The organism is Enterobacter sp. R-1.6.2, assembly GCF_035064085.1.
Lineage (GTDB): Bacteria > Pseudomonadota > Gammaproteobacteria > Enterobacterales > Enterobacteriaceae > Enterobacter > Enterobacter asburiae_B.
The window spans coordinates 32,773-47,116 of the sequence record NZ_JASEYI010000002.1; the positions used below are offsets into that span (position 1 = coordinate 32,773).

11 protein-coding genes, 1 tRNA gene and 1 pseudogene are annotated in these 14,344 nt (G+C 46.5%); 7 read left to right on the forward strand and 6 right to left on the reverse strand.

Annotation, left to right across the window (positions count from 1 at the left end):
• Nucleotides 1-191 precede the first annotated feature (191 nt).
• The 3 genes from gpt to crl all read left to right on the forward strand — a co-directional run bounded on the left by gpt (nt 192) and on the right by crl (nt 2,458).
• The gene (gene gpt, locus QMN93_RS01965; RefSeq protein WP_010427903.1) at nt 192-650 is read left to right on the forward strand and encodes a xanthine phosphoribosyltransferase; all 459 of its coding nucleotides are present in this window, start codon (nt 192-194) and stop codon (nt 648-650) included.
• Nucleotides 651-754: 104 nt separating this feature from the next.
• On the forward strand, nt 755-1,999 hold the full coding sequence (gene frsA / locus QMN93_RS01970; RefSeq protein WP_039263866.1) for an esterase FrsA: 1,245 nt from the start codon (nt 755-757) through the stop codon (nt 1,997-1,999).
• Nucleotides 2,000-2,056: 57 nt separating this feature from the next.
• Entirely contained in the window at nt 2,057-2,458 is a 402-nt protein-coding gene (crl, locus tag QMN93_RS01975) for a sigma factor-binding protein Crl (RefSeq protein WP_023310506.1), read from the forward strand.
• 150 nt (nt 2,459-2,608) lie between these two features.
• Here the strand turns inward: crl and phoE are convergent, their stop codons facing one another.
• Nucleotides 2,609-3,661, reverse strand: a complete 1,053-nt coding sequence (gene phoE, locus QMN93_RS01980; protein ID WP_033144705.1) for a phosphoporin PhoE — start codon at nt 3,659-3,661, stop codon at nt 2,609-2,611.
• Between the two features lie 304 nt (nt 3,662-3,965).
• On the opposite strand from phoE, the gene proB reads away from it, so the two are divergent.
• The 4 genes from proB to QMN93_RS02000 all read left to right on the forward strand — a co-directional run bounded on the left by proB (nt 3,966) and on the right by QMN93_RS02000 (nt 9,221).
• Nucleotides 3,966-5,069, forward strand: coding sequence for a glutamate 5-kinase (proB, locus tag QMN93_RS01985; RefSeq protein WP_069303698.1), 1,104 nt, complete (start codon nt 3,966-3,968; stop codon nt 5,067-5,069).
• Nucleotides 5,070-5,080: 11 nt separating this feature from the next.
• On the forward strand, nt 5,081-6,334 hold the full coding sequence (gene proA / locus QMN93_RS01990) for a glutamate-5-semialdehyde dehydrogenase (protein WP_193138861.1): 1,254 nt from the start codon (nt 5,081-5,083) through the stop codon (nt 6,332-6,334).
• Between the two features lie 111 nt (nt 6,335-6,445).
• Nucleotides 6,446-6,521, forward strand: a tRNA-Thr gene (locus QMN93_RS01995).
• A gap of 714 nt (nt 6,522-7,235) precedes the next feature.
• Entirely contained in the window at nt 7,236-9,221 is a 1,986-nt protein-coding gene (locus QMN93_RS02000) for an ATP-binding protein (RefSeq protein ID WP_323619997.1), read from the forward strand.
• A gap of 129 nt (nt 9,222-9,350) precedes the next feature.
• Here QMN93_RS02000 and catA read toward each other — a convergent pair whose 3' ends face one another.
• The 5 genes and pseudogenes from catA to QMN93_RS02025 all read right to left on the reverse strand — a co-directional run bounded on the left by catA (nt 9,351) and on the right by QMN93_RS02025 (nt 14,295).
• A complete protein-coding gene (gene catA, locus QMN93_RS02005; RefSeq protein ID WP_193138863.1) occupies nt 9,351-10,028 on the reverse strand; it encodes a type A chloramphenicol O-acetyltransferase in 678 nt (225 codons plus the stop codon).
• Nucleotides 10,029-10,091: 63 nt separating this feature from the next.
• A complete protein-coding gene (locus QMN93_RS02010; protein WP_193138864.1) occupies nt 10,092-12,023 on the reverse strand; it encodes a bifunctional diguanylate cyclase/phosphodiesterase in 1,932 nt (643 codons plus the stop codon).
• A gap of 17 nt (nt 12,024-12,040) precedes the next feature.
• A pseudogene (locus QMN93_RS02015) lies at nt 12,041-12,534 on the reverse strand (molybdopterin-dependent oxidoreductase).
• A gap of 676 nt (nt 12,535-13,210) precedes the next feature.
• Nucleotides 13,211-13,906 carry a potassium channel family protein gene (locus QMN93_RS02020; protein WP_069303709.1) on the reverse strand — a complete coding sequence of 232 codons (696 nt, stop codon included), beginning with the start codon at nt 13,904-13,906 and terminating at the stop codon, nt 13,211-13,213.
• 92 nt (nt 13,907-13,998) lie between these two features.
• Nucleotides 13,999-14,295 carry a hypothetical protein gene (locus QMN93_RS02025; RefSeq protein WP_048979327.1) on the reverse strand — a complete coding sequence of 99 codons (297 nt, stop codon included), beginning with the start codon at nt 14,293-14,295 and terminating at the stop codon, nt 13,999-14,001.
• Between the last annotated feature and the right edge of the window lie 49 nt (nt 14,296-14,344).

The window sequence follows — 14,344 nt, forward strand, 5'->3', positions numbered from 1 at the left end:
ACAAGTCAGGCTTGCGAGATGAAACTGAGAATACCACTTTCTCTGCTGGCTGGTAGCATAAAGCATGTAAAAACTCAGGCAGAGGGCGCTAAACACTGGTTTTTAGTGCGTCAGATCTCTATAATCTCGCGCAACCTATTTCCCCCTCGAACACTTTTTAAGCCGTATAAAAACAGGCTGGGACACTTCACATGAGCGAAAAATACGTCGTCACCTGGGACATGTTGCAGATTCACGCACGCAAACTGGCTGCGCGTCTGATGCCTTCCGAACAGTGGAAAGGCATTATTGCCGTCAGCCGTGGCGGTCTGGTACCGGGGGCGCTGCTGGCACGTGAGCTGGGTATTCGTCATGTCGATACCGTTTGCATCTCCAGTTATGACCATGACAACCAGCGCGAGCTGACCGTGCTGAAACGTGCGGAAGGCGACGGCGAAGGTTTCATCGTTATTGATGACCTGGTGGATACCGGCGGTACTGCGGTCGCTATCCGCGAAATGTATCCGAAAGCGCATTTCGTTACTATCTTCGCGAAGCCTGCTGGCCGCCCGCTGGTTGACGATTACGTGATTGATATCCCGCAGGACACCTGGATTGAACAGCCATGGGATATGGGCGTGGTCTTCGTACCGCCTATTTCAGGCCGTTAATACCAGTACGTAACTTTACACGCCCGACTATGTCGGGCGTTGTTCTTTTTGGCCTGCCACGCGTTACAATAGTCTCTATACGTCGTATTCATGGAGGCAACGCAATGACGCAGGCGAATCTCACCGAGACTCTCTTCAAACCCCGTTTCAAACACCCTGAAACGTCGACGCTGGTGCGTCGCTTCAATCCGGGTACCCAGCCTGCAGTCCAGTCCGCGTTAGACGGTAAAAACGTGCCTCACTGGTATCGCATGATTAACCGCCTGATGTGGATCTGGCGCGGTATTGACCCCCGTGAAATCCTCGATGTGCAGGCACGTATCGTGATGAGTGAAGCCGAACGTACCGACAGCGAACTCTACGATACGGTGGTGGGCTACCGTGGCGGAAACTGGATCTACGAGTGGTCTAAACAGGCGATGCTCTGGCAGCAAAAAGCCAGCCAGGAAGAGGATGCCACGCGCAGCGGCAAGCACTGGCTGCACGCCGCTAATCTTTACGGCATTGCCGCTTACCCCCATTTAAAAGGGGATGAACTGGCGGAGCAGGCTCAGGCGCTGGCGAATCGCGCCTATCAGGAGGCGGCTCAACGCCTGCCGGGCCGGATGCGTGAACTTGAGTTCACCATTTCAGGGGGCGCTTCCGTTACCGGATTCCTGCATATGCCTGAAGGTGAAGGTCCGTTCCCGACCGTCCTCATGTGCGGCGGGCTGGATTCGCTGCAAATTGATTATTACAGCCTGTATGAGCGTTACTTCGCACCAAAAGGGATCGCGATGCTGACGCTTGATATGCCTTCAATTGGTTTCTCATCCAAATGGAAACTGACTCAGGATTCCAGCCTGCTGCACCAGCATGCGCTAAAAGCGCTGGAAAATATTCCGTGGGTTGACCACACCCGCGTGGCGGCATTCGGCTTCCGTTTCGGCGCGAACGTCGCGGTGCGTCTGGCTTATCTTGAATCTTCTCGTCTGAAAGCTGTCGCCTGCCTCGGCCCGGTCGTACACGCTCTGCTCAGCGATCCTGCCCGCCAGGGGAGCGTACCTGAAATGTACCTTGATGTGCTGGCCAGCCGTCTTGGCATGCATGATGCATCAGACGAAGCGCTGCGCGTTGAGCTCAATCGTTACTCGTTAAAAACGCAGGGGTTGCTGGGACGTCGCTGCCCAACGCCGATGCTGTCAGGGTTCTGGAAAAACGATCCGTTCAGCCCGGAAGAAGAGTCGCGATTAATCACTTCGTCATCTGCGGATGGCAAATTGCTTGAGGTGCCGTTCAGCCCGGTCTATCAGAATTTCGACAAATCACTGAAAGAGATTACGCGCTGGATCGCTCAGAGATTGTGTTAATAGATTGCTAAATTTCGCTGGTTTGGTAAAACAGTGGCTTCACAAAAGGAGATCGCAATGACGTTACCGAGTGGACACCCGAAAAGTAGACTGATTAAGAAGTTTATGGCTCTCGGCCCGTATATTCGAGAAGAGCAGTGTGAAGAGAATCGCTTTTTTTTCGACTGCCTGGCTGTATGCGTCAACGTGAAGCCTGCACCCGAAAAACGTGAATTCTGGGGCTGGTGGATGGAAATGGAAGCAGAGGAAAAACGCTTTACGTATAGCTACCAGTTTGGCCTGTTTAATAAAGACGGCAACTGGCAGGCGACCACGATTAAAGATCAGGAAGTGATTGACCGCCTGGAATATACGCTAAAAGAGTTTCACGATAAGGCACGCGCACTGCTGGCTACCCTGGATCTCAAGTTCGAACCTGCGGATGACTTTTCCAGCGAAGCGGTGAAGCTGACTGCCTGATGGTGTCACAGCGCCGGGTGGCGGCTTCGCCTTACCCGGCCTACAAATTCTCCCTCTCCCCGTGGGAGAGGGTCGGGGTGAGGGCACCAGACCGCATTAATCCCGACAATAAAAAAACCGGCATCAAGCCGGTTTTTTTATTTCACATCATCAGAACTGGTAGGTCATACCTACAGCAACGATGTCATCGCTGCTCACGCCCAGTTTATTTTTGTCGTCAATCTGGTTGATTTTATAATCAACAAAGGTGGACATATTTTTGTTGAAGTAATAGGTCGCGCCAACGTCAATATATTTCACCAGATCTTCGTCACCAATACCTTCGATATCTTTGCCTTTAGACTGGACATAGCCCAGGGACGGGCGCAGACCAAAGTCGAACTGATATTGTGCGACAACTTCAAAGTTCTGCGCTTTATTTGCAAAGCCGCCGGAAATTGGCGTCATATTGCGGGTTTCAGAATACATTGCAGCCAGATAAATATCGTTCGCATCATATTTCAGACCGGTTGCCCAGGCTTCTGCTTTCTGACCCTGGCCACGCGCCAGCAGGTTCTGAGCATTGGTGCGGTCAGAGTTGGTGTAGGCGCCGCTGACGGCGAAATCGCTGCCGCCGAAGTCATAGGTCAGAGAGGTACCAAAACCGTCACCGTTCTGTTTCTTGGCGTCACGGTTCTCGTTTTTGCCCTGGTACTGCAGCGTCATGTCCAGACCGTCAACCGCGCCGAAGAAATCGGTGTTACGGTAGGTGGCCAGGCCGGTAGCGCGCTTGGTCATGAAGTTATCGGTCTGCGCGGAAGAGTCGCCGCCGAACTCAGGGAACATATCGGTCCATGCTTCGACGTCATACAGGGCACCCAGGTTACGACCGTAATCCAGTGAACCAAAGTTTTTCAGCTTCAGGCCCGCAAACGCCAGACGCGTTTTCTGAGTAGAGTCGCTCTCGGCTTTGTTACCTGCAAATTCAGATTCCCAACGGCCATAGCCCGTCAGCTGATCGTTAATCTGCGTTTCGCCTTTAAAACCGAAACGAACGTAAGTCTGATCGCCATCTTTGGTGGCATCATCACTGATGTAGTGCATGGCTTTCACTTTGCCGTACACGTCCAGTTTATTACCATCTTTATTATAAACTTCAGCTGCGTGAACGGATGCAGAAGCCACTACGCCCATAACCATTAATGCCAGAGTGCTCTTTTTCATTTTCGATCCTGTCTTATAAACGCGCTAAAAAATTCGCTGGACGATAAGCTCATGCTTAAGTCCCGTGAAAAAACAGGAAGGGTTTTATCGTTCTGGAATGAAACTTTTATGACAAACTAAGAATAATTTTAAAAAACTGTGATTTATTATTTCGGTAATAAAAGTGTCAAAATTTCCCGCTAGGCTTCCTGATCCCGCGCAACAAAGTGTTTCGCGATGTGCTAAGGCAGTTGGCAACGGGGCTGACTCCTGTTAAAACGTTCGTTCGACATTACTTTCCCTTATCGTTGAACGGCAGAGAATCATGAGTGACAGCCAGACGCTGGTGGTAAAACTCGGTACCAGTGTTTTAACAGGCGGATCGCGCCGCCTAAATCGCGCCCACATTGTTGAGCTTGTACGTCAGTGCGCTCAGCTACATGCCGCAGGGCATCGTATTGTGATTGTGACCTCCGGGGCGATTGCCGCCGGGCGTGAACACCTGGGTTACCCCGAACTCCCCGCGACGATCGCTTCCAAACAGCTGCTGGCCGCCGTGGGGCAAAGCCGACTCATTCAACTCTGGGAACAGTTGTTCTCCATCTATGGCATTCACGTCGGGCAGATGCTGCTGACGCGTGCGGATATGGAAGACAGAGAGCGCTTCCTGAACGCCCGCGATACTCTGCGCGCGCTGCTGGACAACAACATTGTTCCGGTCATTAACGAGAACGATGCCGTTGCCACCGCTGAAATCAAAGTGGGTGATAACGATAACCTCTCGGCGCTGGCTGCGATTCTGGCCGGTGCCGATAAATTACTGCTTCTGACCGATCAGCAGGGGCTGTTCACCGCCGACCCGCGCTCGAATCCGCAAGCCGAGCTGATTACCGACGTTCACGGCATCGACGATGCGCTGCGCGCTATCGCCGGCGACAGCGTTTCAGGCCTCGGAACGGGCGGAATGGGGACCAAGCTGCAGGCAGCTGACGTCGCATGCCGCGCCGGTATCGACACCATCATTGCGGCGGGCAGCCGCCCCGGCGTGATTGGCGACGTAATGGAAGGCATCTCCGTCGGTACCCGCTTCCACGCCCAGGAATCCCCGCTGGAAAACCGCAAGCGCTGGATATTTGGCGCGCCTCCAGCTGGCGAACTCGTCGTCGATGAAGGGGCTACCGCCGCGATTCTGGAACGAGGAAGTTCATTACTTCCTAAAGGAATTAAAAGCGTGACAGGCAACTTCTCCCGTGGTGAAGTGATCCGTATCCGTAACCTCGAAGGCCGCGACATCGCCCACGGCGTAAGCCGTTACAACAGCGACGCGCTGCGCCGCATCGCGGGTCACCACTCGCAGCAGATCGACGCCATTCTGGGCTATGAATATGGCCCGGTTGCCGTGCATCGCGATGACATGATTATTCGTTAAGGAGCCAGAACATGCTGGAACAAATGGGCGCTGCCGCGAAGGCTGCCTCTTACAAACTGGCGCTCCTTTCCAGCCGCGAGAAAAACCGCGTGCTGGAAAAAATCGCTGATTATCTGGAATCCCAGTCTCAGGAAATTTTGCTCGCCAACGAGCAGGATTTACTGGAAGCGCGTCGTAACGGCTTGAGCGAAGCGATGCTCGACCGTCTGGCGCTGAATCCGGCACGCCTGAAAGGCATCGCCGACGATGTGCGTCAGGTCTGCAATCTGGCCGACCCGGTAGGGCAGGTGATCGACGGCGGGCTGCTCGACAGCGGTTTACGCCTGGAGCGCCGCCGCGTGCCGCTCGGCGTCATCGGCGTTATTTATGAAGCCCGTCCAAACGTGACGGTGGATGTCGCCTCCCTGTGCCTGAAAACCGGTAACGCCGCTATTCTGCGCGGTGGGAAAGAGACCTGGCGTACCAACGCCGCGACGGTGAAAGTCATTCAGCAGGCGCTGGAAGAGTGTGGCTTACCGGCGGGGGCCGTACAGGCGATCGAGAGCCCAGACCGCGCGCTGGTCAACGAAATGCTGCGCATGGACAAATACATCGACATGCTGATCCCACGCGGTGGCGCGGGCCTGCACAAGCTGTGCCGCGAGCAGTCGACGATCCCGGTGATCACCGGCGGTATCGGCGTGTGCCATATCGTGGTGGATGACAGCGCGGAGATTGAACCGGCGCTGAAGATTATCGTTAACGCGAAAACCCAGCGTCCAAGCACCTGTAACACCGTAGAAACGCTGCTGGTGCATCAGGATATTGCGAACAGCTTCCTGCCGGCCCTGAGCAAACAGATGGCAGAGAGCGGCGTGACGCTGCATGCTGACGCCAGCGCGCTCGCACTGCTTCAGGATGGCCCGGCTAACGTTGTTCCCGTAAAAGCGGAGCAGTACGACGACGAGTTCCTGTCACTGGATCTAAACGTGAAAATCGTTGCCGATCTCGACGACGCCATTGCCCACATTCGTGAACACGGCACGCAGCATTCTGACGCGATCCTGACGCGTACCCTGCGCAATGCCGATCGCTTCGTGAACGAAGTGGATTCTTCAGCATTATATGTGAATGCCTCCACCCGCTTTACCGACGGCGGCCAGTTCGGCCTCGGGGCTGAGGTGGCGGTCAGCACGCAGAAACTGCACGCGCGCGGTCCGATGGGGCTGGAAGCGTTGACCACTTACAAGTGGATCGGCTTCGGTGACGATACGATTCGTGCGTAAATAATCATGGGTGATGCAAAAATAGCCGTTTGATTCAAAAGGGCATTGACGCATCACCCGGATAGATCTAACCTTTTGCCCCGTGGTTACGCTCGTAACCGGCCTCTCAGGGCCGATATAGCTCAGTTGGTAGAGCAGCGCATTCGTAATGCGAAGGTCGTAGGTTCGACTCCTATTATCGGCACCATCCTCAATTCACACACGATTAATCCCACGCTTTGCGCGGCCAGGGACGGATTAAAGATCTAATGGATGCCTTGCCACCGGACGAGCGACAAAAAGCATTAGAACTTCTACTGGCAGCCAAAGAGAGCCACTGAACGGTTCGCCGGGAGTTACTGAAATTTTCCCGGCTTCGGTTCATTAAATTTCAGCTGCTTAAGAAAAAATGGCTATAAGAATCAGTTACTTAACTTTTAAGTGTGCCGTTAGTTAACATAAAAAATCTCACCTAAAATTTTATAGCTCTTTACTATCAATAGCTTAATTCAAGTGATTACGATGTTGGAGTAAAGCTAAACTGAAAAAGCTGAAATTCTTTTCACTTTTTTCAGTTCCCTGCTCGCCGTATATCCCCAGTTGTGGCGCGGCCTGACGCTATCATTTGTAAAAAATCCCAACTGAAAAATTTTTGTGATCTGAAAACCGCAGGCGGGTGCGGTGTAGTGCGATTTTTGTCATAGTAAATTTTGAGTGGCATCATATAGAAATTTTGGATTTATCATAATCATATGATTTTTAAATTGTTTTCTATTTTTCTCTTTCTGTCCGGACTTGGCATGCATCAGATCAAGACCAAAAAGTCAAAAATCTGCGATTTTGTTCTCTTTGCCTGGTTAATTTATTGGTTTATTATAGGAATAGATTAAAGTTTATATTTTAGAGCTATGGAGAAAGCTTTATGGCCAGCACAAAAAGAACAACTAAAAATACTGGGCAAAGTGTTCTTAGTCAGTTGGAGAATCTTTCCACGAGCAAAGCTCTGTGTGAGTATGTTTGGAATGCATTTGATGCTGGTGCAAAAACAATCCACATCAATTCGAAACCAAATGGGCTTAGTGGTCTTTCAGAAATATCTATATCCGATGATGGATTAGGAATTGTTTATTCTGAGCTGGATCAGACATTTGGTAAGTTTCTCGACTCTCAAAAAAAACAAAAATGCTCACCTATTACGAGAGGACGAAAAGGAAAGGGGCGTTTTTCTTTTGTAAAATTTGCACAAAGAGCACTGTGGACAACTTTTGATGGAAAAGGTACAGAGTTTACGATAGATCTTAAAGCTAGCCATATTAATGAATATGTGGTCAGCGCACCGATAGTAATGCCACAGAATCAAAGAGGAACAGTAGTATCATTTTCACCTATCACCATAGGTGAAGACGAGTTCAACAATCAAATGATTGGATATATTCAGAATGATATATCATGGTTGTTGCTTGCTGATCCTAATATTCAAGTTTATATAAATCAGCTAAAAGTTAAACCCATTGATTATTTGTCTCATAATTATGACAAAGAATTGAATGGGTATAAGTTTGATATCAAAACGACTCAATGGTCGCAGCGACCGGTCAAAGAAAAATCATTCATTTATTTTATAAATAGCTCAGGAATCATAGTCCATAAAGAGTTATCTGAGCTTAATGGTAAGAAATTTTATTGTTCAGCATATGTCTCTTCATCATTTTTCGATTCGTTCGACATACATGCGGACTTATTAGGTTCTCATGAAAACAATACTAAATCTGAAGAGTATAGATTTATAGTTTCAGAAGTAAAAAAAATACTCAAGGAAGAATACCGAATCTGTAAGAGTAGCGTGGCCGATCAACTTATTCAGGAATATCTTTCTCAAGGTATATTACCTGAGTATCCCGGAGATAATGTCGCTTACAATGAATTTAGAAGGAATCAACTCATTGAAACTATTAAGGTGATTTACGAGGCTGAACCATTGCTTTTCTCCAAGACACTAAATATTAAACAAAAGAAAATTTTTGTTAAGTTACTAGATAGGATTGTTGAGACGAATAGTTTAGCAAATCTCTTTGATATCTTTGAAGGGATCGTCGAGTTAAGCGATCAAGAAGTTGATAAATTATCTAATGTCATTAAAAGAACCTCTCTGTCGAATATTACAAAAACCATCTCATTTATTAATGATAGATTGGATATACTCGAATATTTCCAAGCTTTGATAAAAGATCCTGAGAAAGATACTTACGAAGTCAAACACATACAAAAATCAGTGGAAGATAATTTATGGTTGTTTGGTGAACAATATACTTTATTGGCCTCTGAAGAGGATAAGTTTGATAAAGCACTTAGAGTGTTTTTAAAAGAAGTGAAGGGTTTTGATGAAGAACACTTCGATAAGTATTCCGTAGACCATCCTGACAGTAAAAAGGAAATGGATATTTTTGCAGCCTTAAAAGGAAAGAGATACGATGATGCTGGTAAAGAATATTTTCACTGTGTAGTGATTGAATTGAAACGACCGAGTGTTAAATTGACGGATAAGGAATACGAACAAGTCAAAAAGTATAAGAATGTAATAAGTTCTAATGCTGAATTTACTAATGATAATACCCGTTGGGATTTTATTTTAGTAGGGAATGATATATCCGACAATCAAAACAATACTGCTAATATTCGTGATGAACTTGAAAGTAATAAACATCATGGAGAATATGGGTTGCTTCAAAAGAGCGGAAGTAAGCGTATATACATTAAAACATGGAAGCAAATTATTAATGAATTTGAATTGCGATATCATGATTTAACAGACAAACTACGTTTAAAAGAATTGGTGATAAATCAAGAAACACCCGATGAGTTAACATCTAGAATACTCGAGATCAATAGAGAAGGAACTGCTGCATAAATCTAAAGCCCCTATCAATTGCTACTGATTTTGATGGGGGCATTTTTATTTTGTTCTAATTTTTTTTCTTATCAATGCTTTGCTGTGTTTTTCTGTTCCTATTATCTTCTAAAATAGTCCTCTGTCGTATCAGCTATTTAATCCCTCCGACAGCTCCGGCAAACCATCACACATCTCCTGCAACTCATTAAACATCCTTGCCACATGGAAACCATCGCACACCGAGTGATGTACCTGTACCGCCATAGGCAACAGCACTTTCCCATCCTGCTCGTAGTATTTTCCAAACGTGAACATAGGGGAAAAGAAGTTCTTCATGTGCGCAATGTTCATCGTAAAGTTCGTAAACGTTACCCAGGGAATAGACGATACGAAAAAGACATTTTCCCGGGACTCTTCCTTAGGCCAGTAAGAAAGGTTATTGCCATAGCGCGCAATGTCTTCTGCATAAGTGTTCTGGAAGTGATGAATATTGCCGTCGAAGTGACTCCACAATGACGAAAAGGTCTCTGTTTCAGGGTGGAAAATGGTATAGCTGGGATGAATTTCATTCCATATGACAAGCTCATTGTCCTTCACGGCCATACGGAATTCCGGATGCCGGTTCATGATTTTAGAGAGGAGGAAAATAATCGTCGGATAAAACTTCCAGCCGACCTCTTTGATATGTTTTCGCAGCGCGGTGATGTCGATCAGAACCGTTTGGTTAATTGTACACTCAGCAAATGACTGGAATACTTCAAAATGCTCCTTCCTGGCCCAACGAGATAAATCAACAGGCGTATATTCCGGGGCTGTTTTTTTCATTATTTAACCTTTGATTATCAATCGACTAAAGGGTTTTAGGCCAGAAAAAGCCGCGCAACCATTTCAACCGTATCTAATCTTCCTGTCAATCTCAGCCTGTGGTTTTCCGAACAGATATCCCTGCACGAGATCGCAGCCTAGCGCCTGAAGACGTTCGAGCTGCGCTTCGGTTTCAACACCTTCTGCAATGACCCTCATATTGAGGCTCTTCGCCATGCCGGTTATCAATTTAACGATATTAAGGGCATCATCCTGCGTGGATATCGGGTTCACAAAGGATTTGTCGATTTTAATTTTATCAAAATTCAGTTCACTCAGACGTGAGAGCGACGAATAACCCGTCCCGAAATCATCGATTGAAATTCTTACACCCAGCGTTCTCAGCTTTTTGAGAATAGTGATTGGCGTGTTGCTGTCGCTGAAGAGCGATGACTCCGTAACCTCTAATTCAAGACGGTTTGCCGGAAGTCCTGTCTCCTTCAGGATGGACTGTACCATTGCCGTAAAGGATTTCGTGCCCAGCTGAACGGGTGAGACGTTCACAGAGATCCTTGCCGGAACCGCCCAGGAAACCGCTTCCCGGCAGGCAAGCTCCAGCACGGTTTTGCCGATCTGGTTGATCATCCCCGTTTTTTCAGCGACGGAAATAAAGTAATCGGGTGACAGTAGCCCCTTCACCGGGTGTATCCAGCGAATAAGCGCTTCATAGCCGTAAATTTCATTGCTGAATGAATCGACAATAGGCTGGTAATAAACAACGAATTCATGGTTATCGATCGCCAGTGCCATATCATGTTCAAGGGTTCTGCTTTCCTGCAACTTTTGCAGCATCCACTGACGGAAAACTTTTATCTGCTGTGAACCCTCTTTTTTGGCTTCGTAGAGCGCCAGATCGGCAAATTTATAAAGGTAGTCAGAGCGCCGTTCATTATCAGATAAAACGATACCCACACAGGTGGCGATTTTTATCAGCTGGTTATTAATTGTATAGGGCTGGCTGATATGTTCGCTGATTTCTTTGGCGCGCGAAACGGCGGCTGCTTCAGTGAGGCCACTGGAAAGCAGGGCGAACTCATCTCCGCCCAAACGGTAAAACGTATCAGTGGCGCTGCTCATTGAGGTGAGGCGTCTGGATACCTGATTCAGCAGCAAATCTCCGGCATCATGGCCATAGGTATCGTTGACCTCTTTGAAGCGGTCTAAATCAAATAACATCACCGTGACGGGGATGTGGTTTTTATCTGCCTGAAGATTAATTTTGTTGAGATCGTCCCAGAAGAAAAGGCGGTTTTTCATGCCGGTGAGGGAGTCATGATAAACATCATATTCCAGCTTCGAGTTCTGAATTTGCAGCGTTTCTTTTGATATCTGAAGCTCGTCAGCAAGGCTTTTAACCTGCATGTGCGCTTTGAGAATGTTTTTATTCTGGTAGATCATTAAGAAACCCAGAATAAAGCTTAATATCACCAGTAATAATGAAAGTACCGAATAAATATAATACAGGATTTGTATTTTATGGTTGGATTCATTAACCGTGTTAATATCTTTCGTCAATGCCGTTGCAGAAAGCTGGCTCAGCGGCGCATCAAGTTCATGCATATTTGTCAGGTATGCCTGTAGTTCTGGGTGGCTCATTTTTTCAAGATGGCTATCCAGATAGGCCAGTATTTTCTCTAAGCGCAAAGCGAGCTCCTGATGCGCTTTATCACTGTCAATATAGCGACCTAAATCACCCCCTTTCATTAAATCGCTCTGGCTGAGCATAATTTCAAGACGCATGCGGACCTGGTCTATCGTAACGTCATCGGTATCGGTTGCGTATAGACCAAGCCATGATTCAAAACGGTAATACTCTGATACCAGTTGTGCCACGGACCAGGACTCAGTGTATTGAGTCAGTTTTTGCAATTCCTGCTGGCGATCGTAAACAAGGAATGCAATATATCCTGTCGTGATAAAAAGAGAAAAAATGATACCAACCAGTATCCTGTTCATTATGTTCTCCTGAACGACTACTCAATCTTCATTTTGCTAACCTGCCATGCTGATCGTGAGTAATAAATCTGATTATTCAACTCAGGAAGACTGTCATAGGGGTATACAATGAACGATGGGCCTTTATCGCGGATGCGCATATATTCGCCATTGACCTTTAAGGCAAGTATGGCGTTGTATTTTTTAAAGTCGCTGAGAGGGATCACGGTTGAGTAATCATTGAGCGCAATAACATTAACGTTAGTTCCTTCGCACCCACATACTCCATGAGTTTGTTCATTGGAACACCCTCAAACTTCGTACGACCATTATACCAGGGAGATGTCGTCTCGAAACTCACTACTCCGAGTTTTTCAAGGCTGGCGAGATCAAACACTGCTTTTCCATTTTCATTGGTATTTTCTATATTACCGTAAATCGTTAAAATGGGTTTACCAACTGGTTTTGGCAGGTCGCCAGCCCAGGTTACACTTTGTACGAGACAGCATAACAGCAGTAGGGTTAATCGCATTTTGACCTCCACCTTTTGAACATAAGTATAAGAATTATAATTTAGATATCACACGAGTTTATATATTTTGTTGAGTACTAATGGTTTTTAGAATTTTTATTGGTTTTATTTCAATAAAATCAATAAGTTATTGATTTGCGTTGAGAGGGTGTAAGACAGTGTGATGACGCTTAACTTTTTGAAAAAAGCTAAAGTTGCTTGCATAAGCTCTCTTGTGTTTAAAAAATGATCGCTTTAATTGATTGTAATCATCTTACACCATTGATTTTACCTGTGTTGAAACAGCGAGCGTGCAACCGCTCAGCATCTGTCCTTCGCGGGTATCGCCCTCCTGAAAGTGGTGCGGCCTGCGCTGTGCACAATTCGTCCACCTCACGTGAAAAGCCACTGGTTACGTAGCTCCGACGGGATGAATACTATCCTGCCGGTTTGCGCGGGTAACACGCCCGCTAAAAACGCTAACGCCTGCAGAATGAGTTTTTTCTTATGCCATGGCAGAAAATGTAAATAATGAAGAGAAGAGGGTGTGAGATATTATCGATGAGATCGTCAGTTTACGGTTTCAATCTGTGTCTGAATAATTGCCTGATTTTTGGACGCTTCTTCCACTGGGAAGCGTCCACTTTTTTCTGCCAGCAAAAAGATATATATCCGGCATGTTAAAAATAGCGTTTATTCATTTTTTTGACGCAGGAGCCCTCTGTGCTATATGTAAACCGACTAAAATAGCGATCATCGTACCCATATAGAATTGACCCATCACCGCTTCAAGCATCGCCAGATTACGTGCAAAAGGATGTATTGCCAGAATATCTCCATAGCCAAGGGTGGTTAGCATGGTCAGGCTGAAGTAAAGCATCGTTTCAATTGAGTTATCGTCCGATATTCCTGTATATGCATCTGGAATGAATCCCACCAGTAAACAGTCCAGCAGCGCAAACAAAAGTGAGATATTCAGATAGATAACCATGGCGCCGCGAATGCGATGAAGCGTCACAACACCCTCATCGAAAACCTGTTTTGCCACAATCCAGCTAACGTTGAGACAGAAAAAAATCCCTGACAGGAGAACCAGTATCCCTGTGGTTTTGTGCGTGGTCGTTGTTGACCCGACGGCCAACCCGACCAGACAAAAAGAAAAACTGAGTATAGCCAGATACCTTTTTATATCCTTCGAAACAATGAATACCGAAATCAAGGCCATCGCTGAGAACAATGCATTGTTTAGCCAGTGATAGTTTTTATGTTCGCTCTCCGTCACAGGGGAAATGATAAAAATAGTTAAAACCTGCAGTATTAGAAGAATGGTGAGACAAACATCCTTATAATCGCTATTCTTTTCAATAAGACATTGAAAGTCACTCATTTTCATGATGTTAACCTGAATTTAGCGTTTTTATATATGTCACATCCGGAATGTTAATCAGCCGGGAAACGGCTTATTACGTTACTTGCCCGATGGTTTCAAAGCAGAAAGCCCGTCAGCCATGTTCGGTCAGGATGGTTCTCAGGTAATTGTTCAAGGATATGAATTAACGTATTCTGGTTGTCTTGCCCGCTGTTGATAAATCTAAAGAAATTGCTGTCACATTTGCTTTTGTGATATTGCATTTTATAGAACTCTTTTTTCCTTAAAAAAGTACGTTCTAGCCAGTTGAACTTTTTTATTTCCCTTTCAAGATATTTCATTTCGGAAATTGAAAGGAATATTTTCTTGTACAAAATATCCCGACTGCCCGGCGTATATGATTTACTGTCCATCAGATTTTCTCTGTTTTTTTGATACTCACGTCCTTGTGCTGAATAAATA

Coding starts and splice junctions, on each gene's coding strand:
- catA (WP_193138863.1), bottom strand. CDS start 10,028: ATGAAAAAAACAGCCCCGGAATATACGCCTGTTGATTTATCTCGTTGG.
- QMN93_RS02010 (WP_193138864.1), bottom strand. CDS start 12,023: ATGAACAGGATACTGGTTGGTATCATTTTTTCTCTTTTTATCACGACA.
- QMN93_RS02000 (WP_323619997.1), top strand. CDS start 7,236: ATGGCCAGCACAAAAAGAACAACTAAAAATACTGGGCAAAGTGTTCTT.
- proB (WP_069303698.1), top strand. CDS start 3,966: ATGAGTGACAGCCAGACGCTGGTGGTAAAACTCGGTACCAGTGTTTTA.
- frsA (WP_039263866.1), top strand. CDS start 755: ATGACGCAGGCGAATCTCACCGAGACTCTCTTCAAACCCCGTTTCAAA.
- QMN93_RS02025 (WP_048979327.1), bottom strand. CDS start 14,295: ATGGACAGTAAATCATATACGCCGGGCAGTCGGGATATTTTGTACAAG.
- proA (WP_193138861.1), top strand. CDS start 5,081: ATGCTGGAACAAATGGGCGCTGCCGCGAAGGCTGCCTCTTACAAACTG.
- phoE (WP_033144705.1), bottom strand. CDS start 3,661: ATGAAAAAGAGCACTCTGGCATTAATGGTTATGGGCGTAGTGGCTTCT.
- crl (WP_023310506.1), top strand. CDS start 2,057: ATGACGTTACCGAGTGGACACCCGAAAAGTAGACTGATTAAGAAGTTT.
- gpt (WP_010427903.1), top strand. CDS start 192: ATGAGCGAAAAATACGTCGTCACCTGGGACATGTTGCAGATTCACGCA.
- QMN93_RS02020 (WP_069303709.1), bottom strand. CDS start 13,906: ATGAAAATGAGTGACTTTCAATGTCTTATTGAAAAGAATAGCGATTAT.